The sequence below is a fragment of the Nocardia fodinahabitans genome, from assembly GCF_052983615.1.
In genome coordinates, this window is sequence record NZ_JBRJJC010000001.1 from 6,150,676 (window position 1) to 6,176,072 (window position 25,397).

Annotated in this window: 21 protein-coding genes and 1 pseudogene; 12 read left to right on the top strand and 10 right to left on the bottom strand. The window is 69.0% G+C overall.

Translation table 11 applies throughout. The annotated features are described in order from the left end of the window. Positions 1–172 precede the first annotated feature (172 nt). Complete coding sequence (locus NV348_RS28940; protein ID WP_447149682.1) at positions 173–754, top strand: hypothetical protein; 582 nt, start codon at positions 173–175, stop codon at positions 752–754. Here the strand turns inward: NV348_RS28940 and NV348_RS28945 are convergent. Then, positions 751–1,605, bottom strand: a complete 855-nt coding sequence (locus tag NV348_RS28945; RefSeq protein WP_447149683.1) for a class I SAM-dependent methyltransferase — start codon at positions 1,603–1,605, stop codon at positions 751–753. The two genes, NV348_RS28940 and NV348_RS28945, sit on opposite strands and share 4 nt — an antisense overlap. Positions 1,606–1,890: 285 nt before the next feature. Here NV348_RS28945 and rpsA point away from each other — a divergent pair, with 285 nt between their 5' ends. Both rpsA and NV348_RS28955 read left to right on the top strand, forming a co-directional pair. After that, on the top strand, positions 1,891–3,363 hold the full coding sequence (gene rpsA / locus NV348_RS28950) for a 30S ribosomal protein S1 (RefSeq protein ID WP_218716677.1): 1,473 nt from the start codon (positions 1,891–1,893) through the stop codon (positions 3,361–3,363). Between the two features lie 111 nt (positions 3,364–3,474). Beyond that, positions 3,475–4,194 (top strand): annotated as a pseudogene (locus NV348_RS28955) (alkaline phosphatase family protein); the annotation flags it as partial. On the opposite strand, the gene NV348_RS28960 reads toward NV348_RS28955, so the two are convergent. Further along, positions 4,144–4,359 carry a hypothetical protein gene (locus NV348_RS28960; RefSeq protein WP_447151171.1) on the bottom strand — a complete coding sequence of 72 codons (216 nt, stop codon included), beginning with the start codon at positions 4,357–4,359 and terminating at the stop codon, positions 4,144–4,146. The pseudogene NV348_RS28955 and the gene NV348_RS28960 overlap by 51 nt on opposite strands. A gap of 157 nt (positions 4,360–4,516) precedes the next feature. Here NV348_RS28960 and coaE point away from each other — a divergent pair, with 157 nt between their 5' ends. Together coaE and NV348_RS28970 are read left to right on the top strand one after the other, a co-directional pair. Continuing rightward, entirely contained in the window at positions 4,517–5,722 is a 1,206-nt protein-coding gene (gene coaE, locus NV348_RS28965; RefSeq protein WP_447149684.1) for a dephospho-CoA kinase, read from the top strand. Positions 5,723–5,841: 119 nt separating this feature from the next. Further along, entirely contained in the window at positions 5,842–6,273 is a 432-nt protein-coding gene (locus tag NV348_RS28970; protein WP_447149685.1) for a hypothetical protein, read from the top strand. Between the two features lie 61 nt (positions 6,274–6,334). On the opposite strand, the gene NV348_RS28975 is transcribed toward NV348_RS28970, so the two are convergent. Both NV348_RS28975 and NV348_RS28980 read right to left on the bottom strand, forming a co-directional pair. After that, positions 6,335–6,835: a ribonuclease FAU-1 family protein gene (locus tag NV348_RS28975; protein WP_447151172.1), complete on the bottom strand. Its 501-nt coding sequence runs from the start codon at positions 6,833–6,835 to the stop codon at positions 6,335–6,337. A gap of 59 nt (positions 6,836–6,894) precedes the next feature. After that, entirely contained in the window at positions 6,895–7,515 is a 621-nt protein-coding gene (locus NV348_RS28980) for a ribonuclease FAU-1 family protein (RefSeq protein ID WP_447149686.1), read from the bottom strand. Between the two features lie 402 nt (positions 7,516–7,917). On the opposite strand from NV348_RS28980, the gene uvrB reads away from it, so the two are divergent. Further along, positions 7,918–10,098, top strand: a complete 2,181-nt coding sequence (uvrB, locus tag NV348_RS28985) for an excinuclease ABC subunit UvrB (protein ID WP_447149687.1) — start codon at positions 7,918–7,920, stop codon at positions 10,096–10,098. A 128-nt stretch (positions 10,099–10,226) separates the two neighbouring features. Here uvrB and NV348_RS28990 read toward each other — a convergent pair whose 3' ends face one another. Next, positions 10,227–10,694 (bottom strand): VOC family protein, encoded by a 468-nt coding sequence (locus NV348_RS28990; protein WP_447149688.1) that lies wholly within the window; start codon positions 10,692–10,694, stop codon positions 10,227–10,229. Positions 10,695–10,750: 56 nt separating this feature from the next. On the opposite strand from NV348_RS28990, the gene NV348_RS28995 reads away from it, so the two are divergent. From NV348_RS28995 to NV348_RS29005, 3 genes are all read left to right on the top strand, one after another. Further along, positions 10,751–11,587, top strand: a complete 837-nt coding sequence (locus NV348_RS28995; protein WP_447149689.1) for an AraC family transcriptional regulator — start codon at positions 10,751–10,753, stop codon at positions 11,585–11,587. Positions 11,588–11,714: 127 nt separating this feature from the next. Then, positions 11,715–12,140 carry a hypothetical protein gene (locus NV348_RS29000; protein ID WP_447149690.1) on the top strand — a complete coding sequence of 142 codons (426 nt, stop codon included), beginning with the start codon at positions 11,715–11,717 and terminating at the stop codon, positions 12,138–12,140. 269 nt (positions 12,141–12,409) lie between these two features. Continuing rightward, positions 12,410–12,862 (top strand): universal stress protein, encoded by a 453-nt coding sequence (locus NV348_RS29005; RefSeq protein WP_218716686.1) that lies wholly within the window; start codon positions 12,410–12,412, stop codon positions 12,860–12,862. Between the two features lie 193 nt (positions 12,863–13,055). Here the strand turns inward: NV348_RS29005 and NV348_RS29010 are convergent, their stop codons facing one another. The 3 genes from NV348_RS29010 to NV348_RS29020 are packed head-to-tail and all read right to left on the bottom strand — an operon-like array spanning position 13,056 to position 17,022. Next, positions 13,056–15,317, bottom strand: a complete 2,262-nt coding sequence (locus NV348_RS29010; RefSeq protein ID WP_447149691.1) for a HelD family protein — start codon at positions 15,315–15,317, stop codon at positions 13,056–13,058. Between the two features lie 42 nt (positions 15,318–15,359). Further along, positions 15,360–15,671, bottom strand: a complete 312-nt coding sequence (locus tag NV348_RS29015) for an antibiotic biosynthesis monooxygenase family protein (RefSeq protein WP_447149692.1) — start codon at positions 15,669–15,671, stop codon at positions 15,360–15,362. Between the two features lie 13 nt (positions 15,672–15,684). After that, the gene (locus NV348_RS29020; protein ID WP_447149693.1) at positions 15,685–17,022 is read right to left on the bottom strand and encodes a diguanylate cyclase domain-containing protein; all 1,338 of its coding nucleotides are present in this window, start codon (positions 17,020–17,022) and stop codon (positions 15,685–15,687) included. A gap of 85 nt (positions 17,023–17,107) precedes the next feature. Here NV348_RS29020 and NV348_RS29025 point away from each other — a divergent pair, with 85 nt between their 5' ends. After that, positions 17,108–18,301, top strand: a complete 1,194-nt coding sequence (locus NV348_RS29025) for a beta-ketoacyl synthase N-terminal-like domain-containing protein (protein WP_447149694.1) — start codon at positions 17,108–17,110, stop codon at positions 18,299–18,301. A 10-nt stretch (positions 18,302–18,311) separates the two neighbouring features. Here NV348_RS29025 and NV348_RS29030 read toward each other — a convergent pair whose 3' ends face one another. Next, positions 18,312–20,138, bottom strand: a complete 1,827-nt coding sequence (locus NV348_RS29030; protein ID WP_447149695.1) for a sensor histidine kinase — start codon at positions 20,136–20,138, stop codon at positions 18,312–18,314. A 141-nt stretch (positions 20,139–20,279) separates the two neighbouring features. On the opposite strand from NV348_RS29030, the gene NV348_RS29035 reads away from it, so the two are divergent. Further along, a complete protein-coding gene (locus tag NV348_RS29035) occupies positions 20,280–21,059 on the top strand; it encodes a sigma 54 modulation/S30EA ribosomal C-terminal domain-containing protein (RefSeq protein ID WP_447149696.1) in 780 nt (259 codons plus the stop codon). A gap of 3 nt (positions 21,060–21,062) precedes the next feature. Here NV348_RS29035 and NV348_RS29040 read toward each other — a convergent pair whose 3' ends face one another. Beyond that, positions 21,063–21,695 carry a response regulator transcription factor gene (locus tag NV348_RS29040; protein WP_218716543.1) on the bottom strand — a complete coding sequence of 211 codons (633 nt, stop codon included), beginning with the start codon at positions 21,693–21,695 and terminating at the stop codon, positions 21,063–21,065. Between the two features lie 331 nt (positions 21,696–22,026). Here NV348_RS29040 and uvrA point away from each other — a divergent pair, with 331 nt between their 5' ends. Further along, entirely contained in the window at positions 22,027–25,002 is a 2,976-nt protein-coding gene (gene uvrA, locus NV348_RS29045) for an excinuclease ABC subunit UvrA (protein ID WP_447149697.1), read from the top strand. The last annotated feature ends 395 nt before the right edge of the window (positions 25,003–25,397 follow it).

Sequence of the window (25,397 nt, forward strand, 5' to 3'; positions counted from 1 at the left end):
GGCGTTCCGCACCGCGCTGGCCCCCGTCCTGGCCACTCCGCGCAGCCGCGCGATGGTGACCGGTCACCGATCCTGGCTGGTCGAGCTGGTCGACGAACGCATTTCCGCCTGAACGACGCGCTCTACCGCGCACGGAGGCAACCGAACTCGCGCGCGCCGGTAAATTGTCCCGGTGCCCATCTCGTTCGACATTCCTGGAATGCAGCAGTTGGACAACACGACCTGGGGGAATCCGGCCACTCGTGATGTCGTCGCGTTGACCTATGTCAACGGCGCGCCCGACCTGCCCGCCCGGCTGCACGATCTGCCCCGGCTGCGCAGGCGGCTGGCCGAGCACCACGCCCACACCGGCTGTCTGATCGAGGCGTTCGTGGTGTGGGTCGATCAGCTGCCCGCGCTGCTGCGCGTGGAGAAAACGCAATTGCCCGGCCCGCGCGGCGAGCTCGTCTTCGCCGCGTCGATCGTGGTGCCCAAGGATCGGTGCTCCGCGGTGTTCCAGATCATCTGTCCCGAAACCGGGGTGCCCGGGTTGCGGGAGTCCTCGATCGGCGCGCAGGTCCACCGCGCGGAGATGTGCCCGCCCCACCCGTACGCGCCGGGACTGCGCGGTCGACTGCCGTATCTGCTGTCCGACGACGTCCGCTTCGACGCCGTGTTCCCCGATCACGCCCTGACCAGGGCCCGCCGCTGGGTCGCCGAAACCGTGCCCAACGTGCGGGTCGACCCCGCCTTCGCGGCGCTGCCCGAGTTCTAGGCGCGCGGCTTCTCGGTGATGAAAATGGCGGTGCCGGGGAAGATCTCGCCGCGCAGCGGCGACCACTGACCCCACTCGCGGTCCAGCCACTCGGGCCAGTCGGGTTCGACGATGTCGAGCAGGGTCAGGCCGGCGCCGACGATCTCCCGCACGCGGTCACCGATGGTGCGATGGTGTTCGACATAGGTGGGCACGCCGTCGCCGTCGACCTCTACATAGGGCGTGCGGTCGAAGTAGGGGATGCGGGCGACCAGGCCGTCTTCGCCCGGATCGTCGGGGAAGATCCAGCGCATCGGGTGGTTCACCGAGAACACCCAGCGTCCGCCCGGCCGCAGCACCCGGGCGACCTCGCGCATCACCAGCGCGGAATCGGCGACGAACGGGACACCGCCGAAGGCCGAACAGGCCAGATCGAAGGAGGCGTCGGCGAACGGCAGCGCCTCGGCGCCCGCCTGGACCAGCGGCACCCGCGGTCCGCCCTGCGCCATCGCGGCCACGCCCCGCTCGAGCATGCCCATCGACAGATCCAGTCCCACCGGATGCGCGCCCTGGCCCGCCAGCCAGCGCGAACAGGGCGCGGAACCGCAGCCGATCTCCAGCACGGACTTGCCGGTCAGCTCGCCGAGGAAGCCCATATCGCCCTCGTGCAGGCCCTCCGGGCACCAGACGAACTCGCCGCCGGGGGAGTCGACGCCGAGGAAGTCGGCGTGGGTTTGGTGATACTGGTCGGCATCGGCGTCCCACCAGCGCCTGCTCGCGCGTTCGCTATCCGCCGAACCGATCTTGGTCCGGGTGGTCGCGGTGGTTCCCAGCAGCGCGTTGGCCTGCGCATGGCGTTCGTCGTCGGACACGACGACCAGGGTATCGGCGGGGCGGAGGGGGTGGTTTGCCCGGCTGGACAACGGTCGCGTACGCTGAGGCACGCGAGTGTCTTTCGAGGAGCGCTGTGCGCCGGGGTTGAATGCGTACGGTATCCGATGACGGAGTCGCCCGTGCTGAGTTCGATCACCAGCAAGTGTGGCGGTCCGTGCGATACTTACCCGGTATCCTTCGTCGCCTCGTCGCGGTGATCTCGCAGCGTACCGAAAGTTCCAATGTCCGCAACCGACCACAATCCGTCCGGAGCAAATCCACATATGCCCACCACCGTCACCTCGCCGCAGGTAGCCGTCAACGACATCGGCTCCGCCGAGGATTTCCTCGCCGCCATCGACGCCACGATCAAGTACTTCAACGATGGCGACATCGTCGAGGGAACCATCGTCAAGGTCGATCGTGACGAGGTCCTGCTCGACATCGGTTACAAGACCGAAGGCGTCATCCCCTCCCGTGAACTCTCCATCAAGCACGATGTCGACCCGAACGAGGTCGTTTCCGTGGGCGATGAGGTCGAGGCCCTGGTTCTCACCAAGGAGGACAAGGAAGGCCGCCTGATCCTGTCGAAGAAGCGGGCGCAGTACGAGCGCGCGTGGGGCACGATCGAGGAGCTCAAGGAGAAGGACGAGGCCGTCAAGGGCACCGTCATCGAGGTCGTCAAGGGCGGCCTGATCCTCGACATCGGCCTCCGTGGCTTCCTGCCCGCCTCGCTCGTCGAGATGCGTCGTGTCCGCGACCTCCAGCCGTACGTCGGCAAGGAGATCGAGGCCAAGATCATCGAGCTCGACAAGAACCGCAACAACGTGGTTCTGTCGCGTCGCGCCTGGCTCGAGCAGACCCAGTCCGAGGTCCGCTCCGAGTTCCTGCACCAGCTGCAGAAGGGCCAGGTCCGCAAGGGTGTGGTCTCCTCGATCGTCAACTTCGGTGCCTTCGTGGACCTGGGTGGCGTCGACGGCCTGGTGCACGTCTCCGAGCTGTCCTGGAAGCACATCGACCACCCGTCCGAGGTCGTCGAGGTCGGCAACGAGGTCACCGTCGAGGTTCTCGACGTCGATCTGGACCGCGAGCGCGTCTCCCTGTCGCTCAAGGCGACCCAGGAAGACCCGTGGCGTCAGTTCGCCCGCACCCACGCGATCGGTCAGATCGTGCCGGGCAAGGTCACCAAGCTGGTTCCGTTCGGTGCGTTCGTGCGTGTCGAAGAGGGCATCGAGGGCCTGGTGCACATCTCCGAGCTGGCCGAGCGCCACGTCGAGGTCCCGGACCAGGTTGTCGCCGTCGGCGACGACGCGATGGTCAAGGTCATCGACATCGACCTCGAGCGTCGCCGGATCTCGCTGTCGCTGAAGCAGGCGAACGAGGACTACCACGCCGAGTTCGACCCGTCGAAGTACGGCATGGCCGACAGCTACGACGATGCGGGCAACTACATCTTCCCCGAGGGCTTCGATCCCGAGACCAACGAATGGCTCGAGGGCTTCGACAAGCAGCGTGAAGAGTGGGAAGGCCGCTACGCCGAGGCCGAGCGTCGCCACAAGATGCACACCGCTCAGATGGAGAAGATGGCAGCCGACGCTGCCGCCGAGGCCGCCAACGGCGGTCCCGCCTCGGGCAACTACTCCTCCGAGAGCGGCAGCTCGCAGGCCTCCTCCGGCCCGGCCGAGTCCGCCGGCGGTTCGCTCGCCAGCGACGCGCAGCTCGCGGCTCTGCGGGAGAAGCTCTCCGGCAACGCCTGATTCGGGTAGAGCAGTACCGAAGGCCCTGGTCCACACGGACCGGGGCCTTCGGCCTTTTCCCAGGTCCGTGAAGTAGTGTCGGCGCCGATCGCGCCGGCGATGTCCACCGGAATCGGGCCCACCGCAGACGGTTTCGTCGAACCGTTCCGGCTCGACACCACGCGCGGCGCCACCATCGACCCCGACGGGCTGGCCGGCGGCCCGCTGGTGGAGACGCCGACGTTATCCCGAAGCACGTCTCCAGCTGGCGCACCTACCCGGAGAACCTGTCCGAGGCGGGCGTGAGCTGGAAGATCTACAGCAACCGCGGTGTCGGCCCGGCCCCCTCGACGATCCTCGACGGCATGATGGGCTGCTCCACCCAGGCCGCCGACCCGAACTCCGAGTGGCCTGGCGTGGCATTGCGCCGGTGTACCCCAACGACTTCCAGGCCGACGTCGCCCATGACACCCTGCCCGTGGTGCCGTCGGTGCTGCACTGCGAACACCCGGCCCTGCCCGCCGGGGGCGGGATCGCCGGGCCGATCGGCCTCGGCTACCGGGTGCCGTGTCTGGTGGTCTCGCCGTTCAGCCACGACGGGTTGGTCGCCTCGCAGGGCCTTCGACCACACCTCGCAATTGCGGCTGCTGGAAACGCGATTCGGGATCGACGGACCGAACCTGACCGCGTCGCGGCGTCACCGGGGCATGACCTCCACCTTCGACTTCGCGGCCGCGCCGAACGCGGCGAAGCCGGTGCTGCCCGACCCACGGCCCCAAGGTGGACGCTGCCGTGGAGGAGTCAGCTCGCGGCGGCGGGGACCCAGTAGCCGGCGGCGGCCATGCTGGGGCGTTTGCGCATCGCGGCGAAGCTGTGCCGGGCGGGGGAGATCAGGGCGGTGAACCAGGATCGGCGGTATTCGGCGAGAGTCGCTGCGACAGCGGGGTGTTCGATGCAATGCACACCGCCGGGCATTCCCAGGCGGTGGCGAGCCGTCCGGTGGTCTGTGGTGCCCATGATCATCCTTCGGTTGCTGGAGCTGGCCTTCTCGCCAGCGCGAACATTAATCCACGCGACTCGCCCGGCCCCGGATTTGCGCCGGTCGGCGCATGGGCGTGTCGGAAAGAATCCGATGGCGCGGACCGCGCGGCGCGGCGTCTGCGAGACTGGGCCCATGTTGCGGATCGGCCTCACCGGAGGCATGGGAGCGGGTAAATCCACAGTGGCGCGGACTCTGGTCGAGTGCGGGGCGGTGCTGATCGACTCCGACGCGATCGCCCGCGAGGTCGTCGCGCCCGGCACACCGGGGCTGGCCGCGCTGGTCGAGGCGTTCGGACCGGACATTCTCGCCGCCGACGGCAGCCTCGACCGGCCCGCGCTGGCCGCGGTCGCCTTCGCCGACGACGAGTCCAGGGGAAAGCTCAACGCGATCACCCACCCGCTGGTCGGCGCGCGTACCGCGGAGCTGATCGGCGCGGCGCCCGAGCGGGCGATCGTCGTGCAGGACATTCCGCTGCTGGTCGAGAACGGGCTGGCCCCGCTCATGCAGCTGGTCCTGGTGGTCGGCGCCGAGATCGAGACCCGGCTGCGCAGGCTGGTCGAACAGCGCGGGGTGGCCGAGGCCGACGCGCGCACCCGGATCGCGGCCCAGGCCACCGACGAACAGCGGCACGCGGTCGCCGACGTGTGGCTGGACAACAACGGCGCCCCCGAGATCGTCGAGGCCCAGGTGCGCGCGCTGTGGGCCGAGCGGCTGGTGCCGTTCGAGCGCAATCAGCGCGAGGGCATCCGCGCCGAGGCCGCCTATCGGCTGGTGCCCGCCGATCCGGACTGGGCCGCGCAGGCCCGCCGGATCATCGCGCGGCTGCACCTGGCGTGTGGCGCGTCGGCGGTGCGGATCGACCACATCGGATCGACCGCGGTGCACGGCCTGCCCGCCAAGGACATCATCGACATCCAGGTGACAGTGGCCGATCTGGCCACCGCCGAGTCGCTGGCCGACGCGCTCGCCGGGGCCGGCTTCCCGCTCGCGCCGCGGATCACCCACGACAACCCGAAGCCGACCCCCGGTGATCCCGACGGCACCGATCTGGCCCGCTGGGGCAAGCGCGTGCACGGCAACGCTGATCCCGCCCGCCCGGCGAATATCCATCTGCGCGTGCAGGATTCGCCCGGCCAGCGGTTCGCGCTCGAGCTGCGCGACTGGCTGCGCCAGGAAGAGGACGCGCGCGCGGCGTACCTGGTGGTCAAGCGCGAGGCCGAGCAGGCGGCGGCGGGTAAGACCGGGGACGCGGCGGCGCAGGCGTACTACGGGGTGAAGGAACCGTGGTTCGACGCGATCTATCCGGTGGTCACCGACTGGGCTCGCGCACGCGTCTGACCCGAGACCAATCTGTTAAACATCAATGTTTCAAAAAGTGGCCGAGCGGTGTCGCGCGCTGGGTACATTGTGCCGAGTCACCAGCCGGTGACTCGGTTCACAGGGAAGTTGTAGCGCGTATGACAACACATCACCGTCAGTTCGGCCGTGCGGGCTTCGGCATCACCGCACTCGGCGCCGTCGCCGCCAGTATCGTGCTGGCCGCACCGCAGGCCTCGGCGTGGGTCGGCAACGTCACCGTGGCGGGGTCCGACCACAAGGTCGGTTGCAGCTACAAGCTGACCGCCAGCGTCGAGGTCGATCGGCTGACCTCGGTGAAGTTCACCGACAACGGCGTCGACATCCCGGGCAGCCCGGTGTCGCCGTCGCTGCTCTCGGGCACGGTGAGCATCACCTGGAAGCCCACCACGGCGGGTCAGCACAAGCTCGAGGCGCGGCAGTTGCTGATCAGCGACTCGATCACCGTCACCGTGGGCGAGGCGGCCGCGACCGGCAGTGCGGGTTGCGGCGGCGGCCTGGCGGATCTGTTCCCGAGCCTGTCGGCCGGCTGATCCTGCCCCGATCGGCGACCGCCCCGACCTCACTACCGGAGGTCGGGGCGGTTTCGTCGTTTCAACGCCAGGTCAGCGCCATGCCCCGGGTGGCCAGCCAGGCCTCGAGCGAGTGCCCGTGCGCGGCCATCCCGTCGATCGCGGCGGTCGCGTGCTCGATGGCGGCCTGGCAGTCCGCTGCACCGAGCAGGCCGTCGGCGTGCGCGGCGAGCAGTTCGTCGATGTCGACCAGCTCGACCTCGCGGCCCGTGCGGACCAGCAGATCCAGGTAGTGGTCGACCGATTTCCACAGCGTGGCCGACTCCCGGGTGAACGCCCCGACGTCGACGTAGACGTCCTGCCAGCGCTCCACGCCCGGGTTGTGGTGGAACTTCGTCGCCCGCAGCGACAGCTCGGGCAGCACCCACGATTCCAGGTAGTGGAAGTTCGGATGGTCCGAGTGCCTACCCATGTAGAGGCCCCACGGTTCCTCGCGATAGACCTCCACCGGACGGACGAACCCCTTCGGATCGGTGTTCGTCCGCGCCGCGACATCGAAGTATTCGATCTTGGGCGGGTGCACGTGCACGGTGGATGCCTGCGTCATGACCGGAAAATCTACCGGTGACCGGCCCTGCCCGCTCACATCCAGGTCAGGGTGATCTCCCGTGAGCGCAACCATTGCTCGACATCGTGGTCGTTGGCGGCGAGGCCGTCCAGGACGGCCGCGGCCCGTTCGAAGGCACGATCGGCCTGGACGGTGTCGACGTGACCGGCGGCGTGCGCGGCCAGCAGCTCGCCCGCGCCGCGCAGGGTGGCCGACCGGCCGCGCCGGACCGCGATGTCGAGGAAGTAGTCGGTGGCCTTCCAGCGCTTGGGGCCGACCTGGACGAACTCGACGATGTCGAGGACGTAGTCGTGGCTGCGGTGGTGGCCGGGGCGGTCGTGCTCGATGGTGGCGCGCACGGCGGGTCCGGGCAGCAGCCAGGACTCCTCGTAGCGGCCACGGGGCCGGTCGACGGTGCGGGCGAGGTAGACACCCCACGGCTGCACCTCGTACCGGTCGACGGGCCGGATGTAGCCCTTGGCGTCGGTGCTGGTGAGTTCGGCCACGTCGAAGTACTCGACCCGGGGGCGGCCCGGCGGCGGCGCGGTGGGCGTGGTGACCGGCGGTGGCTGCGGGCCGCGGATCTCCCGGGCGAAGTATCCCGCGAATCCGGTGAGCGCCGGAGCCGCGACGAGCAGAGGAAGCAGTGCGCTCATGGCCTTGTCCTTCACCACGTGCCGATGATCAGCTCAGGGTACGCCCGGATGTGTGTCGCGCACCGTGTCCGCTGGACCACACCACCGTGAATATCCTTGGGACATGGGACTTTTCGGACATCGTCCCGGAATGCTCCGAAGTAGCCGTGGCGCGGCCGCGTGATCGCCGGTACGGGGCGGACCAGGTGATGTGATCCCGAGCGTGCGGTCGCCACGATGCTGCGGGCCGCGTGCGGTGTGGCGTTCGCGCTGTTGAGCGGATTTCTCGATGAGCAGAAGTTCATCCGAACGACATCGGGGCGGCGGGCCCCGGCTCGGCGTGGCGCGGGTGTGTCGCTGGATCGGCGCCGGTGAGCGGGCTGTCCGCGCGACTTGTCGGTGGTCGGGCCTAACCTGGTGGGCATGGCATTCGCAACCGAGATCCCGACGGAAGGGTACGAGGAGCGGGGGCACCCGCTGGCTCATTCCGAGCACCGCCCCGTCGGCGCCATCGAACGTGCGGGCGGGCAGTTCGAGGTGGTCAGCGAGCACAAGCCCGCCGGTGACCAACCCGCCGCCATCGCCGAGCTGGAGCGGCGGATCACCGCGGGGGAGAAGGATGTCGTCCTGCTCGGTGCCACCGGCACCGGTAAGTCGGCGACCACAGCGTGGCTGATCGAGAAGTTGCAGCGGCCCACGCTGGTGATGGCGCCGAACAAGACCCTCGCCGCGCAGCTGGCCAACGAGCTGCGGGAGATGCTGCCGCACAACGCGGTCGAGTACTTCGTCTCCTACTACGACTACTACCAGCCCGAGGCGTACATCGCCCAGACCGATACCTACATCGAGAAGGACAGCTCGATCAACGACGATGTCGAGCGCCTGCGGCACTCGGCGACCTCGAGCCTGCTCTCGCGCCGCGACGTGGTCGTGGTCGCCTCGGTGTCGTGCATCTACGGCCTCGGTACCCCGCAGTCGTACCTGGACCGCTCCGTGCAACTCGAGGTCGGCGGCGAGATCGATCGCGACGCGCTGCTGCGCCTGCTCGTCGACGTGCAGTACACCCGCAACGACATGGCGTTCACCCGCGGCTCGTTCCGGGTGCGCGGAGACACCGTCGAGATCATCCCGTCCTACGAGGAGCTCGCGGTCCGCATCGAGTTCTTCGGTGACGAGATCGAGGCGCTGTACTACCTGCATCCGCTCACCGGTGATGTGGTGCGCCAGGTCGACTCGCTGCGCATCTTCCCCGCCACCCACTACGTCGCGGGTCCGGAGCGGATGGAGCGCGCGGTCGCCGACATCGAGGCCGAATTGGCCGCGCGGCTGGCCGAATTGGAGAAGCAGGGCAAGCTGCTCGAGGCGCAGCGGTTGCGCATGCGCACCGAGTACGACCTCGAGATGATCCGTCAGGTCGGGTTCTGCTCGGGTATCGAGAACTACTCGCGCCACATCGACGGTCGCCCGGCCGGTTCGGCGCCTGCCACCCTGCTGGACTACTTCCCCGACGACTTCCTGCTCGTCATCGACGAGTCGCACGTCACTGTGCCGCAGATCGGCGGCATGTTCGAAGGTGACATGTCGCGCAAGCGCAACCTGGTCGAGTTCGGCTTCCGGTTGCCGTCCGCGGTCGACAACCGCCCGCTGACCTGGGAGGAGTTCGCCGACCGGATCGGTCAGGCGGTGTACCTGTCGGCGACGCCGGGCCCGTACGAGCTGGGTCAGGTGGGTGGTGAGGTGGTCGAACAGGTCATCCGCCCGACCGGCCTGGTCGACCCGCAGGTGGTGGTGAAGCCGACCAAGGGCCAGATCGACGATCTGGTGCACGAGATCCGCCGGCGCACCGAGCGCGACGAGCGCGTGCTGGTCACCACGCTCACCAAGAAGATGGCCGAGGACCTCACCGACTATCTGCTCGGCCTCGGTGTGCGGGTGCGCTACCTGCACTCCGAGATCGACACCCTGCGCCGGGTGGAGCTGCTGCGACAGCTGCGCCTCGGCGAATACGACGTGCTGGTCGGCATCAACCTGCTGCGTGAGGGCCTCGACCTGCCCGAGGTGTCGCTGGTGGCGATTCTCGACGCCGACAAGGAAGGCTTCCTGCGGTCGAGCACCAGCCTCATCCAGACCATCGGCCGCGCGGCGCGCAATGTCTCCGGTGAAGTGCACATGTACGCGGACAAGATCACCGACTCGATGCGGCACGCGATCGACGAGACCGATCGCCGCCGCGCCAAGCAGGTCGCCTACAACGCGGCCAACGGCATCGACCCGCAGCCGCTGCGCAAGAAGATCGCCGACATCCTGGACCAGGTGTACCTGGAGGCCGACGACGAGGTCGCCGTCGGCGGATCGGGCCGCAATGTCAGCCGGGGCAGGCGCGCCCAGGGCGAGCCCGGCCGCGCGGTGAGCGCGGGCATCTACGCCGAACGTGACGTGAAGTCCATGCCGCGCGCCGAACTGGCCGACCTGGTCGCCTCCCTCACCGACCAGATGATGAACGCCGCACGCGAGCTCCAATTCGAGCTGGCCGGCCGCCTCCGCGACGAGATCGCCGACCTGAAGAAGGAACTACGCGGCATGGACGCCGCAGGCCTGAGCTGACGATGCGCACCGCATCACCCCGGGTTTTCGGCCGCCTCGCGTCCGAGGGGCGAGACGGAACGCCGCAGGCGCAGTCTCGCCCCTCGGACGCGAGGCCCACAGGGCCGAAAACCCCGCGGCGCCAGCCGCTAATTCGACGCAGCCATCCACTCGGCGATCCGGCGGTCGGCTTCCTCGCGCGACATCTCCTCGATCCGGGTGATCACCGCCCACCGGTGACCGAACGGATCGATGACCACACCGAACCGCTCCCCGTTGACGAAGGTCTGCGGCTCCTCGGCGGTGCGGGCCCCGTGGGCGATCGCGCGGGCGATCACGGCGTCGACGTCGGGACAGTAGTGCACGATCGAGGTGTGCACCCAGTCCTCGGGGGCGCGAACGTTGTTGTCGGGGATGGGCATGCCGAGCTGCAGCGTCGAATCGCCGATCAGCAGTTCGGCGTGCGCGGGCTGCCCGTCGGGCAGATCGGCCCGGCTGAGCACCTTCGCGCCGAAGACCTCGGTGTAGAAGTCGATGGCCGCGTTGCCGTCCGGCACGGCCAGGAAACAGGTGATGGAGTGGTAGCCCTGCGGAATGGGCGCAACGGGATCGGTCATGTCTTCGATCCTGGTCGGCCGGCGCCGGCCGATCTTGTAAGAACGCGACAGATCCGATGACGGTGCCGGATCCCGCCGATGTGAAGGGCATTCTGCATCCGGGGGAGCAGGCTCGGCACCGATCGCTGGATCGGCTGGCGGTCGGGCCCGCGCTGGCGGAGTTCGCCGACCGGTACTGGATCGTGCGCTGGGATCTGCGGGGCAAACCCGCTTATCGCGCCGAGGTGCTGTCTTTCCCGTGTGTGAACGTCACCTTCGAGCGCAGCGGCCTGCGCACGGGCGGTTTCGTCAACGGGGTGTGTACCACGAAGTACGTGCGCGAACTCGACGGCGAAGGGGAGACGTTCGGTCTGCGGTTCCGGCCCGGTGGGTTCGGCGCCTTCACCGGCATGGATGTCGGTGCGCTGCGCGATGATTCGGCCCCGCTGGCCGACGTCATGCCCGCCGCGGCGGGGCTGGCGGACCGGGTGCTGGCCGAGCCGTCCGATGTGGCGCGGGTGGAGATCGTCGAGGACTTCTTCGCCGGGCGTGGCCGCGCCGACGATCCGCACTACGCGCTGGTGTCGCGCATCGTCACCGCGATGGCGGCCGATCCCGCGCTCACCCGGGTCGACCAGGTGACCGATCGCTTCGCGGTCCCCATCCGGACGTTGCAGCGGCTGTTCCGCCGGTATGTCGGGGCCGGGCCGAAATGGGTGCTGTGCCGATTCCGGTTGCAGGACGCCGCCGATCTGCTCGCCCGCGGCGCCACGCCCGATCTGGCGACTCTGGCCGCCGACCTCGGCTATTTCGATCAGGCCCATTTCAGTAGGGAATTCACCGCGGAGATCGGGATGTCGCCGTGGGAATACGCGCGTAAAGCGCAGGCGAGCGCGGTACCCACACCGGGGTGACGGGGTGTCGAGACCCCAGAAATCGGGTATCTGAAATATTGCCGTTTCGACGGGGAACGGTGATGTCCGTCGATAGTCTCACCGTATTCGCGGCGGTCGCTGCTGCGTGAGAGTGAGGACATCAACGGTGACAACATCTTTCCGCCGGAACACGGGACTCGGCCTGACCAGCTCCGGTATCGCCATGGTCGTGGCCGTGCTCGCCGCGCCGTTTGCGCACGCCGACGGGACTCAGCGCGTCGCGGTCGAGGGCGCCGATCACCAGGCCGGCTGCTCGTACACGGTCACCGCGGTCGACGTCGTCGGGTACAGCAGCAGTGACGCAGGCGCGGACGTGACCTTCTACGACAACGGCGCGGCGATCGCCACCGTCGCGGTGCCCACCATCGGCACCACCACCACGTCCTGGCGGCCCGGCGCCGCCGGTCAGCACGAATTGACCGCGAAAGTCGTCGGTATCAGCACCCGGTGGATCGCGCCGACCACGGTGACCGTGGCGCCCTCGACCGGCACCGGGAGCGCCGCCTGCGGGCTGCCCAGTTTTTCCGGTTGATGTGAGCAAAGTCCCAGTCGCGCAGGCACGTTGATTGTGTTGTGATAGGCCACAATTTCCCCGAGCCGCGGTCTGGTTGTCGCAGGTGAATCTTCGCGGCTGTCGCGAAGGCCACCGGCACGGTGCCCGTAGGCGCCAACACTCCCGATGTGATCTGTTGCGATTTGTCGATAAATCGGCCTGTTTTGGCGTTAGGGTCGACCCAATTGCCGCGCTGACGCTCGATTCCCGGGTCGATCGGTGCTGGCACCGACCAAGTTGGAGGAGAGATGACCGCCTACCGGACCATTGTCGTCGGTACTGATGGCTCGGATTCGTCGTACGTCGCCGTGGAGAAGGCCGCAGCGCTCGCCGGCGACGCGGACGCGACTCTCGTGCTGGCCTGTGCCTACTTCCCGACCGACGATCGCGACGTCGCCGCCGCGGCCGACGTGCTCAAGGACGAGGCCTACCAGGTGCGTGGCTCGGCGCCGACCAACGAGATCCTGCACGTAGCCCGGGAGAAGGCGGTGGCCGCCGGGGCGAAGAACATCGTCGAGCGCGCCATCGTCGGCGAGCCGGTCGATTCGCTGCTCGACCTGGTCAACGAGACCAAGGCCGATCTGCTGGTCGTCGGTAACCGGGGCCTGAACACCCTGACCGGCCGACTGCTCGGCTCCGTCCCCTCGGACGTGGCCCGCAAGTCGCGCTCGGATGTGCTGATCGTGCACACCGTCCGCTAGTACCGATCGATCACGACCTCGAGGGCGCTGCTTCGGCAGCGCCCTCGAGTGTTTCCGGGCAGGCGGTCAGCGGTCGACGGGCTCCTGCCTTGGGCCGCCACGCAATCCGATCGTCGTGATCTCGGACGCTCGTCGACGCCGCGTCGCCGCGGGTCTGGCCGATACCGATCAGTCCTGACGGGCGCCGCAGCGCCTAGCCGAGCGCGGACAGCACCTCGGGCAGTTCGTCGGTGTGCACGACCGCCAGGCGCTGGGTCGCACGAGTCAGCGCGACGTAGAGGTCGTTGAGTCCGCGCGGTGACTCGTCCAGGATCGCCTGCGGTTCCACCAGGTACACCCGGTCGAACTCGAGACCCTTGGCATCGTGCACGGTCAGCACCTGCACCGATTCCCCGGCCAGCGCGGACAGCTCGGGGACCAGCGCGGCGGGCGCCAGCACCGCGCTGGTGCCGGGACCGTGTTCGGCCTCGAGCAGCCGCGCCACCTCGCCCGCCACCTCGACGGGCCGAACCCGGTGTGCCCGGGGCGGATTGCCGGTCTCGCGGACCGAGCGCGGCACCTGCACGCCGGGATCGATGGCGGCCAGCACATCGGCGGCGACGGCCATGATCTCGGCGGGGGTGCGGTAGTTGACGGTCAGCTCGGTGAGCTTCCAGCGTTGTGCCACATACGGTTCCAGCACCCGCTGCCACGACGACGCGCCCGCCGGGTCACCGGTCTGGGCGACGTCGCCGACCACGGTGATCCACCGGTTCGGGATGCGCCGCATCACCATGCGCCAGGCCATCTGCGACAGCTCCTGCGCCTCGTCGACGATCACGTGCCCGTAGGTCCAGGTGCGGTCGCCCGCCGCGCGCTCGGCGGTGGTCTGCCGGTTGCCGAACTCCTGGCGCTGGGCCAGCTGGGAGGCGTCGATGAGGTCGTAGGCCATGAGGATCTCGGGGTCGAGTTCGTCTTCGATGTCCTGCGGGGCGGAGCCGGTGAGGATGTCGAGCGCGTCCTGCGCCTCGGCCAGCTGGGCGCGCCAGCGGCGGCGGGCGCGTTCGCGTTCCTCGGTGTCGTCCACGCCGAGGAGTTCGGCGAGTTCGTCGAGCAGCGGCGCGTCGGCGGCGCCGAACATGCCGTCGTCGTTGCGGACCAGCGCGGCCCGGTCCTCGGCGTCGAGGGTCTTGGCGGCGCGGTCGAGGCGGGCCGGGTCGGCGAGCAGGTCGGCCAGCACCTCCTGCGGGGACAGGATCGGCCAGAGCGCGCTGATCGCGGCCTGGACCTGCGGGTCGGCCCGCATCTCGTCGCCGATCTCGGACAGGTCGGCCGAGCTGAGCAGGCTGGTCCCGCCGGACAGGTCGGCGCCCATGGTCGCGGCCAGCTGATCGGTGAGCGCGTCGATCACCGAGGACGCGAAGATCGGCCGGGCCAGGTTGTGCGGGCGGCGCGAGGACCTGGCCCGGCCGCGGGCCTTGGTCGCGATCTTGCGATCCAGCGTCACCGGATAACCGTCGAAGGTGAGCCGCACGGGTTCGGTGGGCACTTCCTGGCGATCGCGCACCGCCTGCTTGAGCACCTCGAGCATGTCGAGGGAACCCTTGATCTCGCCGGCGCGCAGCGTGTCCTCACGCACCGCCTTCACCCCGGGGTACAGGTCGCCGATGGTGGACAGCAGCACGCCGGTCTCACCGAGCGAGGGCAGGACCTGGCCGATGTAGTCGAGGAAGGTGGCGTTCGGGCCGATGATCAGCACGCCGCTCTTGGCCAGCTGCTGACGGTAGGTGTAGAGCAGGTAGGCGGCGCGGTGCAGCGCGACCGCGGTCTTGCCGGTACCCGGCCCACCCTGGACCACCAGCACGCTCTTGTGCTCGGAGCGGATGATCGCGTCCTGCTCGCTCTGGATGGTCTCGACGATGTCGTTCATGTGCCCGGTGCGGGCGGCGTTGAGCGCCGACAGCAGCGCGCTCTCGCCGCCGACACCGTCGTCGGTGCCGACCGCGCCGTCGCGCTCGGCGGCGCGCAGGTCCAGGTACTCGTCGGTGATCGCGGTGACCGCGCGGTTGCGCGAGCGGATGTGCCTGCGCCGGACCACGTCCTCGGGGTTGGCGGTGGTCGCCAGGTAGAACGGGCGGGCCAGGGGAGCGCGCCAGTCCAGCAGCAGCGGCTCGTAGTCGTTGTCCTCGTCGAGGATGCCGAGCCTGCCGATATAGCGGGCCTCGGGCTCGTCACCGTCCAGGTCGATCCGGCCGAAGCACAGACCGTGCTCGGCGGCGTCGTACTTGGCCAGGTCCTCGCTGTAGAGCTGGGTGAACGACTCGCGCTCACTGCGTGCCTGTGGGGTGCCGCCGGTCTCCAGCAGCACGGTTTTCAGCCGGTTCTGCGCGTAGTCGCGCATGCCGTCGAGCCGGTCGTAGAGCACCGAGAGGTACTGCTGTTCCGCGGCGCGATCATCGGCGAGGCGGTCGGGCAAAACAGGACTCCTTTGTCACCGGCGAGAACAGAGTTGTCGAGTCTACTCGGCGAACAGATCGTCACCGACGATCGGCGTGAAGTGCTCGACCACGGGAAACGGATCGTAGAAGTGGTGCAACAGCGCCCGCCAGCGCTGATATTCCGGCGATCCGCGGAAACCCTCGGTGTGGTCGGTCAGCCGCTCCCAGCGCACCAGCAGCAGATAACTGTCCGGTCGTTCGACACACCGCGACAGCGACAGCCCGCCGAAACCCGGCATCGACTCGATGATCGGGGCGGCCTCGGCGAACGCGGCCTCGAACTCCGCTTCCAGCCCGGCGCGAACGGGCAGCACCGCTTGTTCGATGATCACGCCGACCAGTCTGTCAGGACGCGTGGGTGTTGTTCGATCGACGATTCTGACCGAGACCGAGGTCACGATGACCCGACGGCTTGTCTCGGTACATCGCCAGGTCGGCGTCGTGCAGGACGGCCTCCGGGGTGCGGTGTTCGTGCGGCCCGAGCTCGGTGATGCCGATCGAGGCGCTCACCTCCAGCCGGTGCCCGCGGGCGATGATCGGCTCGGCCATGGTGGTGCGCAGCCGCTCGATCAGGCCGGGTAGATCGGCCCTGTGCGGGTGCCCGGCCAGCAGGACCAGGAACTCGTCGCCGCCGAGCCTGCCGACCAGGTCCTCGGCTCGTAGCGCGCGCTGCAACCGCTGGGCGACGATCTGCAGCACCGTGTCGCCGATCGCGTGGCCGAGGGTGTCGTTGATCGCCTTGAAGCCGTCGAGATCGATGAACAGCACCGTGGTGACCAGGCCGCCGTCCTCGTCGGCCAGCGCGGCCGACAGCTGGGACAGGATCAGCGAGCGGTTGGCCAGCCCGGTCAGCGCGTCGTGGGTGGCTTGGTACTCGAGCTGGCGCCTGCTGGCCCGGAACTCGGTGATGTCGGCGAAGGAGGACACGCCGGAGGAGTGCGGGGTATCCGGGTTGAGCAGCCGGCAGTTGCACGACAGCCACACCTGGTGCCCGTCGGTGCGTTCCACGCCGAAGATGAACTGGGTGACGGCCTCGCCGGTCGCCAGGGTGTGCGCCATCGGATGCCGGGCCGTCGGCATCGGCTGGCCGTTGCGATCGACCAGGGTGAGCGGCAGTTCGTCGATGACGTGCCCGATCACCGGCGTCGCGTCGTCGATGCCGAGGATCCGCTTGCCCGCCGGATTGATCGACTCGACGCGGCCGCGCGGATCGACGACGAGCACGCCCTCCTCCAGCTGCGACACCACCGTGGTGAAGTGCGCCTCCGCCCGGCGCGCCGAGGCCTCCGCGGCCCGCTGGGCGGTCAGGTCGTGCACGACCACCTGGTAGGCCAGCGCGTCCTGCCACGCTGTGAGAACCGACACGGTCTGCACCGGCACGGTATGACCGTCGAAGCGCACCAGATCCATCTCGGTCGGCGGTGAGGCGGCGCCATCGGCGGTCAGCTGGTCGATCCGGTCCAGCATCGCGGGGACCGAATCGGGGTGGACGAACCGGATGATGGGCAATCCGAGCAGGTCGGCGGGGGTGCGGGCACCGAGCAGCCGGACCATGGCGGGATTGGCGAAGACGACCTTGCCCGCCTCGTGCACGCAGATCGCGTCGGGCGTGTGTTCGACGAGCGAGCGGTATCGCTGGGCGAGCTGTTCGGCGCTCGCCGCGTCGGTATCGGTTTCTCCCACTGCGATACCCCCGATCTCGACCTGGTCTTGGCGACGGCGGACAGGACTATTGTGGGGACCCTCGATGAGATCCGCGAGGAGCGATGTGAAACCGGACGTACGTCCCGGCGGCATGGTCCACCGCCCCGATTCTATGTCGATCGCGGGCATCGGTGTTGTCTCCGCTTTCGGCTGGGGCCGTGAGCAGCTGTGGCAGGGGGTCCTGGGGGGTAAACCGTCGGCCCGGCTGCACCCCGGATACGGCCCCGAACGGGACCAGCACGCCTGGGTCGGCCGGATTCCCGACGGTGGTGATCCGGCTCACGGTGCCGGTCTGTTCGGGCGCGCCGTGCACGCGGCGGCCGCCGAGGCCGTCGCCGACGCCGAGGCGCGCGGGTGGCGCGGTGCGGGACGCACGGTCGGCCTGGTGCACGGGTTCACCCTCGGCGACGTCGCCGACTGGCGCGAGTTCTACCTCACCGATCACGGGCACCGGCGATCCCGCGACTACCTGCGGATGCTGCCGTCGACCCCGATCTCGGTGGTCATGCAGGAGTTCGGTTTCCACGGGCCCGCGATGAACGTCTCGGCGGCCTGCAGCACGGGAACGGCGGCGCTGCTCACCGCGAAGATGTGGCGCGAGGCGGGCCTGGTCGACGACGTGCTGTGCGTCGCCACCGATCTCTCGGCGACGCCGGAGATGCTCGACCACTTCGTCCGGCTGGGCGCCGCGGTCGGTGACGCCGACCCGTTCACCGCGTGCCGGCCGTTGCAGGAGGGCTCGCGCGGCTTCACGATGGCCGAGGCCTCGGTGGCGTTCCTGCTCACCGGCGCTGTCGACACCCCTTACGCCAGGGTCCTCGGCGGCGCGATGACCAACGACGCGTTCCATGTCGTGTCGGTCGACCCCGGCCACACCCAGCTGATCGGCTGCACCGAGCGGGCGCTGGCCGCGTCGGGGATCACCGCGACCGACGTGCACTACGTCAACGTGCACGGCACCGGCACCGGCCAGTGCGACGCCGCCGAACGCGACGTGCTGACCACCGTGTTCGCCGACCGCCCCGCCGTCACCGCGCTCAAGCCGCTCACCGGGCACTGCCAGGGCGCGGCCGCGGCGGTCGAGGTCGCCACCATCGCGCTGTCCTATGAACGCGGCATCGCCGCCTCGGCGCCGATCGTCGCGCCCGCGCACCCGCGGCTGCTGGACGGCCCGGCCCCGATGACCGACGGTCCGACGGTGAAATTGTCGATGGGAATGGGCGGCAACAACGCCGCCGTCGTCCTCGGGCCCGCCTGAGCGGTCGAGCTCAGTCGCCCTCGCCCGCCTCCGGGCCGCCGGCGAGGGCGTAGCCGCCGGTAGCCGGTGAATCCTGGGGGAGCGGAACCGCCCAGCGCAGCTGGGTACCCGGCATCTCGGGGTGGTTGCCGTCGGCGTCCGGGCGATGGGCTGGCCCGATGTCGAAGTGCCCGCTCGCCTCCTGCGCGCGCTGCTCGAGATTGCGCAGTCCGCTGCGGATGACGTGGTTGGGAATGCCCCAGCCGTTGTCGGTGACGGTGATCGTCAGGTCGTCGGCCACGTCGATGACGATCGCGACGGTGTCGGCGCCGGAGTGGCGCACCGCGTTGCTCACCGCCTCGCGCACCACGGCCTCGGCGTGATCGGCCAGCTGCGGGTCCAGGACCGACAGCGGACCCGACACCTGGATGGTGGCCCGCAAGGCGATGTCGGCGGTCTGGCGCCGGATCGCGACCTCGAGCCGCTGCTGCAGGCCCGCGCTGTGGTCGGGGCCGCTGGCGTGCAGGTCGAAGATGGAGGTCCGGATCTCCTGCACGACCTCCTGCAGATCCATGATCACCGTCGAGAGTCGTTGCCGCACTTCGGGAACCACCGCTTTGGGCAGGGTGGCCTGCACGGTCAGGCCGATGGCGAACAGTCGCTGGATCACGTGGTCGTGCAGGTCGCGGGCGATGCGGTCGCGGTCGGCGCCGATGTCGAGTTCGCGCATCCGCCGCTGTGCGTCGGCCAGCCGGACGGCCAGCGCGGCCTGATCGCAGAAGGCCGCCGTCAGTTCCAGCATCTCGTCGGAATACGGGGCGAAACCGGGTGGCCGGATCGTCACCAGCACGCCGAGCGTGGCATCGGGGGTGCACAGCGGCAGGACGAGAGCCGGTCCGGCGCCGGGCAATTCGGCACCGGGGAACTCGACACCGAGGGTGACGGTGGAGACGTCGTCGAAGCGCAGCGGCGTGCGCCTGCTGAACGCGTCGCCCAGGGCGGTGCCCGCGATCGGGACGGTCTGCCAGTCCTGTCCGGCGTCGGGGCCGGTCCACTGGGTGATCACCAATTCCGAGATCTCGCTGGGCAATTCGTCCGGCACCGGCACCGAGGCCAGGAAGGCCTGATGCGATCCGGTGAGCCCGCGGGCGTGGTCGACCACATGCGCCAGCACGCGGTCCGATTCGGTGCCTGCGAGGAACTCGGTGGCGATGTCGCGGGTCGCCTCGATCCAGGCCTGCCGGGTCCGCGCCTGTTCGTAGAGCCGTGCGTTGTCGACCGCGATCCCCGCCGCGGCCGCCAGCGCCAGCACCAGGACCTCGTCCTCCTCGGTGAACGGCTTACCGTCGGACTTCTCGGTCAGATAGAGACTGCCGAAGACCTCGTCCCGGATACGCACCGGCACACCGAGAAACGTGTGCATCGGCGGATGACCCGCCGGGAAGCCCACCGAGGAGGAATGCTCGGTGAGATCGTCCAGGCGCAGCGGCGCCTTCTGCGCGAACACCGCGCCGAGCACGCCGTGGCCCGCGGGTAATCGCCCGATCCGGTCCCGGATCTGGTCCGGCATGCCCTCGTCGATGAACTGCGAGACCTGCTGATCGTGGCCGCGGACCGCGAGCGCGCCGTAGCGGGCATCGACCAGGTTCATCGCGGTGCGCACGATCGTGCGCAGGGTCTCGTCGAGATCCAGGCCCGCGGTGACCGTCAGCATGGCCTCGACCAGCCCGTCCATCCGGTCATGGGAACCGATCATCACTTCGACGCGATCGGCCACCTCACCGAGCAGCGTGCGCAATCGCTGCTGGGAGACCGTCCGGCCCACCGAATAGCGGCCACCCCGACCGTCATTCGTCATCGCCGTATCCGTTCGCCGCGCCACCCCAACCGTCGAACGCAAAGTCTAGTCCGCAAGGTGGGGACTTTCGGCCCTTCACCCACAAGGGCCCCCATGGTGGCATAGGGCACCGGGAATAGGGATCGAGAAGTGGGGCAAGAGATGAATTCGTTGTCGACTACCCAGCACTGGACGACCGCCGCGGACCCGGAGCTCGCGGTGACCACCTGCGGCGAGGTACCACCCCAGGACGTCACCCGCGCTGTTCGTGCCATCACCCGCGTCATGCGCAGGCACCACCTGGACAGTCCGGCCCGCGTGCGCGTCACCGCGCCGCAGGGCTCCGACGAGCCGACCCTGGTGCAGGCCAACATCCGGACCAACGACACGCTCACCCGCGTGCAGGTCACCGGTCCCGGCGGCTTCGCCGTCACCTTCGCCGCCGAGCGGCTCGACCGTCAGCTGGCCCGGCGCGCGGGCAAGGAAGCCCGTGGCGCGTGGCCCGATCCGGCCCGGCGCCCGCTGGCCCAGGTCACCGAGACCCGCCCGATCATCCGCCGCAAGGACTGTGCGCTGATGACCGGCACGCCGCTGGAAGCCAGCACCGTGCTGGACGCGATGGACTACGACGCCTACCTGTTCACCGACGCCCAGACCGGCGAGGACGCCATCGTCACCTGGGCCGATCCGCACGGTGTCAGCCTGGCCAGGCAGCGCCGCACGGCCGCGGCGGGGGAGTCGGCCGAGCTGCCGCTGACCGCCAGCGCCATGCCGGTCCGCGTCGTCCAGGACGCCGCGCCGGTCTACGCCGAGGACGAAGCCTCCGACATGCTGTGCACCGCGGGCCTGCCGTACCTGTTCTTCACCGACAGCCACAGCGGCCGCGGCAACCTGCTCTACCGCCGCTACGACGGCGACCTGACGATCGTCGTCCCGTCCTGACCCTCACGGCTCGCGCAGCTTGGTCGCCAGCACGGCGGCCTGGGTGCGGCGTTCGACGCCAAGTTTGGCCAGCAGGCGGGAGACATAGTTCTTGACCGTTTTCTCGGCCAGGAACATCCGCGCGGCGATTTGCCGGTTGGTGAGCCCCTCGCCGAGCAGCTCGAGTAATCGGCGTTCCTGCTCGGTGAGCCCGGCCAGCGCGCCGGAGGGCTCGGTGCTGCGGCGCAGCCGGGCGCGCAGGGCGTCGGCCGCGCGGGTGTCGAGCAGCGAGTGGCCCGCGCCGACCTGCTTGATCGCGTCGGCCAGCTTCATCCCGTCGATGTTCTTCACCACATAGCCGCTGGCGCCGGCCAGGATCGCGTCGAGCATGGCGTGCTCGTCGGAGAACGAGGTGAGGATCAGGCAGCGCAAGTCCTCGAACTCGGCGAGCAGATTGCGGCACAGCTCGATGCCGTTGCCGTCGGGCAGGCGGACATCGAGCACCGCCACGTCCGGCCGTGCCTCGCGAATGCGCGCCATCGCCTCGGCCACTCCACCGGCCTGCCCGATCACCCTGAGTTCTGGATCACCCTCGAGCAGATCGATCAGCCCGCGCCGGACGATCTCATGGTCGTCGACCAGGAAAACCTCGAGCACGCCGGCTCCTTCATCATGTCGATCGCCCCACCCCTGCCGTCAAACATAATCCGTACGCCGAAATCATGGGCGCAGACCGGGAACTCGACCACCAAGCCCCGACCCCGAGGAGGGGCAGGCCGACGCAGTCGGCCGTCGCGGCCGTCCCGCCGATCAGGCGCCGTGGCGCAAGCGACGAAGGAGCAAGCCACGGCGCCTGATCGGCGGGACCCAAGGGGCCGCGACCTCGAGCGCGCCAGCGCTCAAATATTTCTGTCGGTGGGTCCGCCTAGCATGGCGAGCGGGGGTTCATGTCCGGTCGGCGGATGACGATGGAGAAGGGATTCACCAGGTGGCGGAACGCCTCACTGTGCGCGGAGCTCGGGAACACAACCTGAAAGGTGTCGACCTCGACCTGCCTCGTGACAGCCTGATCGTGTTCACCGGTCTGTCCGGTTCCGGGAAGTCGAGCTTGGCGTTCGACACGATCTTCGCCGAGGGGCAGCGCCGCTACGTCGAGTCGCTGTCGGCCTACGCGCGGCAGTTCCTCGGGCAGATGGACAAGCCCGATGTCGACTTCATCGAGGGCCTCTCGCCCGCGGTGTCGATCGACCAGAAGTCGACCAACCGCAACCCGCGGTCGACGGTCGGCACCATCACCGAGGTCTACGACTACCTGCGCCTGCTCTACGCCCGCGCCGGCACACCGCACTGCCCGGTGTGTGGCGAGCTGATCGCCAAGCAGACGCCGCAGCAGATCGTCGACCAGGTGCTGGCGATGGAGGCGGGGCTCAAGTTCCAGGTCCTGGCGCCGGTGGTGCGGACCCGCAAGGGCGAGTTCGTCGACCTGTTCGACCAGCTCAAGACCCAGGGCTACTCGCGTGTGCGGGTCGACGGCGTCGTGTATCCGCTCACCGATCCGCCGAAGCTGAAGAAGCAGGAGAAGCACGACGTCGAGGTCGTCGTGGACCGGCTCGCGGTCAAGTCCGCGTCCAAGCAGCGCCTCACCGACTCGATCGAGACGGCGCTGCGGCTGGCCGACGGCATCGTGGTGCTGGACTTCGTCGACCGCGACGAGCACGCGCACGACCGGGAGCGCCGCTTCTCCGAGCGTCTGGCCTGCCCGAACGGCCACGCGCTCGACATCGAGGACCTCGAGCCGCGCTCGTTCTCCTTCAACTCGCCCTACGGCGCCTGCCCCGACTGCACCGGCCTCGGCATCCGCAAGGAGGTCGACCCGGAGCTGGTGGTGCCCGATCCGGAGCTGAGCCTGGCCGACGGCGCCATCGCGCCCTGGTCGCGCGGGCAGACGGCCGAGTACTTCAACCGGCTGCTGTCGGGCCTGGCCGAGTCGATCGGCTTCTCGATGGACACCCCGTGGCAGGACCTGCCCGCCAAGGCGCGCAAAGCGGTGCTCGAGGGTAGCTCCGACCAGGTGCACGTCTCCTACGTCAACCGCTACGGCCGCAAGCGCTCCTACTACGCCGATTTCGAAGGCGTGATGCCGTTTCTGCACCGGCGGATGGACAACACCGAGTCCGAGCAGATGAAGGAGCACTACGACGGCTACATGCGCGACGTACCGTGCCCGGTGTGCCACGGTGCCCGCCTGCGCCCGGAGATCCTGGCCGTCACGCTGGCCGCCGACGGCACCGACAAGTCGATCGCCGATGTCAGTGAGCTGTCGATCGGCGAGTGCGCGCAGTTCCTGAATTCGCTGACGCTGGGGGAGCGCGAGGCCGCGATCGCCGGTCAGGTGCTCAAGGAGATCCAGGCGCGCCTGGGCTTCCTGCTCGACGTCGGCCTGGAGTACCTCACGCTCTCGCGCGCGGCCGCGACGCTGTCCGGTGGTGAGGCACAGCGCATCCGCCTGGCCACCCAGATCGGCTCCGGCCTGGTCGGCGTGCTCTATGTGCTCGACGAGCCGTCGATCGGCCTGCATCAGCGCGACAACCGCAGGCTGATCGAGACGCTGCTGCGGCTGAAGAACCTGGGCAACACCCTGATCGTCGTCGAGCACGACGAGGACACCATCCGCGCCTCGGACTGGGTCGTCGACATCGGCCCGCTGGCCGGTGAGCACGGTGGTCGGGTGGTGCACAGCGGCCCGTATACCGAACTGCTGACCGAGCCCGAATCACTGACCGGCGCTTACCTTTCCGGCCGTGAGCAGATCGAGGTGCCGATGGTGCGCCGGCCGATCGACAAGAAGCGCAGGCTCACCGTCGTCGGCGCCACCGAGCACAATCTGACCGGTATCGATGTGGCGTTCCCGCTGGGCGTGCTCACCGCGGTCACCGGCGTCTCCGGCTCGGGCAAGTCGACGTTGGTCAACGACATCCTGGCGACGGTGCTGGCGAACAAGCTCAACGGCGCCCGCCAGGTGCCGGGCAGGCACACCAGGATCAACGGCCTGGATCACCTGGACAAGCTGGTGCAGGTCGACCAGTCGCCGATCGGGCGCACCCCGCGCTCGAACCCGGCCACCTACACCGGCGTCTTCGACAAGATCCGCACCCTGTTCGCCTCGACCACCGAGGCCAAGGTTCGCGGCTATCAGCCGGGCCGGTTCTCGTTCAACGTCAAGGGCGGCCGCTGCGAGGCGTGCTCGGGCGACGGCACGCTCAAGATCGAGATGAACTTCCTGCCGGACGTCTACGTCCCGTGCGAGGTGTGCCACGGTGCCCGCTACAACCGCGAGACCCTCGAGGTGCACTACAAGGGCAAGACCATCGCCGAGGTCCTGGACATGCCGATCGACGAGGCCGCCGAGTTCTTCGAGCCGGTCACCTCGATCCACCGGTATCTCAAGACGCTCGTCGAGGTCGGTCTGGGTTATGTGCGGCTCGGCCAGAGCGCGCCGACGCTGTCCGGCGGCGAGGCCCAGCGCGTGAAACTGGCCGCCGAGCTGCAGAAGCGCTCGACCGGGCGCACCGTCTACATTCTCGACGAGCCGACCACCGGCCTGCACTTCGAGGACATCCGCAAGCTGCTCAAGGTGATCAACGGGCTGGTCGACAAGGGCAACACGGTGATCGTCATCGAGCACAACCTCGATGTCATCAAGACCTCGGACTGGGTCGTCGACATGGGTCCCGAGGGCGGTTCCGGCGGTGGCACCGTGGTCGCGACCGGTACGCCGGAGGATGTGGCACAGGTGTCGGGCAGCTACACCGGCCAGTTCCTCAAGGAGGTGCTGGCGGCACCGGCGCCGGCCGAGCCCGCAGCGAAGAAAGCGGCCAAGAAGGCGGCCCCCGCCGCGAAGAAGGCACCTGCGGAGACGGCCGCGGCCAAGCGGCTGGCGCGAAAGGCGGCCGCGCTGCGCTGAGTCCGGATAGTCTCGCGCGCGGGGACTTTCCGAAAACGCGACAAAGTGAAACACCTGTGGGTAGCATTCGCCTCACCGTTGCCGGAATACCGGACAGTAACGGTCAGTCGAACCGGCATCCAGTGGTGTCTCGCGCCCGTGGGCGGCGCGATCGCGGGTGTCGTGCAGTACGAAAGGAACGTCCCCATGGATGAAGCCACCACGGCGCTCATCGGCCAGATTCTGTCTTTCCTCAGTGGCGGGTCCTCGCTGGCCTACACGCCCACCAAGCCGACTGCCTGAGTCGGGCGGAATCGAAAGGAACCACTGAGCATGGAAACCGGAAGCGCAGGCCTCGCCAGCATCTTCACCGCTCTCGCCAACGCGATCGCCTCGGGCTCGGCCATCGCCGTGAC

Bases quoted from the DNA above. Each gene is read 5' to 3' on its own strand.
- rpsA (WP_218716677.1), top strand. From the start codon at position 1,891: ATGCCCACCACCGTCACCTCGCCGCAGGTAGCCGTCAACGACATCGGC.
- NV348_RS28960 (WP_447151171.1), bottom strand. From the start codon at position 4,359: ATGGGCACCACAGACCACCGGACGGCTCGCCACCGCCTGGGAATGCCC.
- coaE (WP_447149684.1), top strand. From the start codon at position 4,517: ATGTTGCGGATCGGCCTCACCGGAGGCATGGGAGCGGGTAAATCCACA.
- NV348_RS28970 (WP_447149685.1), top strand. From the start codon at position 5,842: ATGACAACACATCACCGTCAGTTCGGCCGTGCGGGCTTCGGCATCACC.
- NV348_RS28980 (WP_447149686.1), bottom strand. From the start codon at position 7,515: ATGAGCGCACTGCTTCCTCTGCTCGTCGCGGCTCCGGCGCTCACCGGA.
- uvrB (WP_447149687.1), top strand. From the start codon at position 7,918: ATGGCATTCGCAACCGAGATCCCGACGGAAGGGTACGAGGAGCGGGGG.
- NV348_RS28990 (WP_447149688.1), bottom strand. From the start codon at position 10,694: ATGACCGATCCCGTTGCGCCCATTCCGCAGGGCTACCACTCCATCACC.
- NV348_RS28995 (WP_447149689.1), top strand. From the start codon at position 10,751: ATGACGGTGCCGGATCCCGCCGATGTGAAGGGCATTCTGCATCCGGGG.
- NV348_RS29005 (WP_218716686.1), top strand. From the start codon at position 12,410: ATGACCGCCTACCGGACCATTGTCGTCGGTACTGATGGCTCGGATTCG.
- NV348_RS29030 (WP_447149695.1), bottom strand. From the start codon at position 20,138: ATGACGAATGACGGTCGGGGTGGCCGCTATTCGGTGGGCCGGACGGTC.
- NV348_RS29035 (WP_447149696.1), top strand. From the start codon at position 20,280: ATGAATTCGTTGTCGACTACCCAGCACTGGACGACCGCCGCGGACCCG.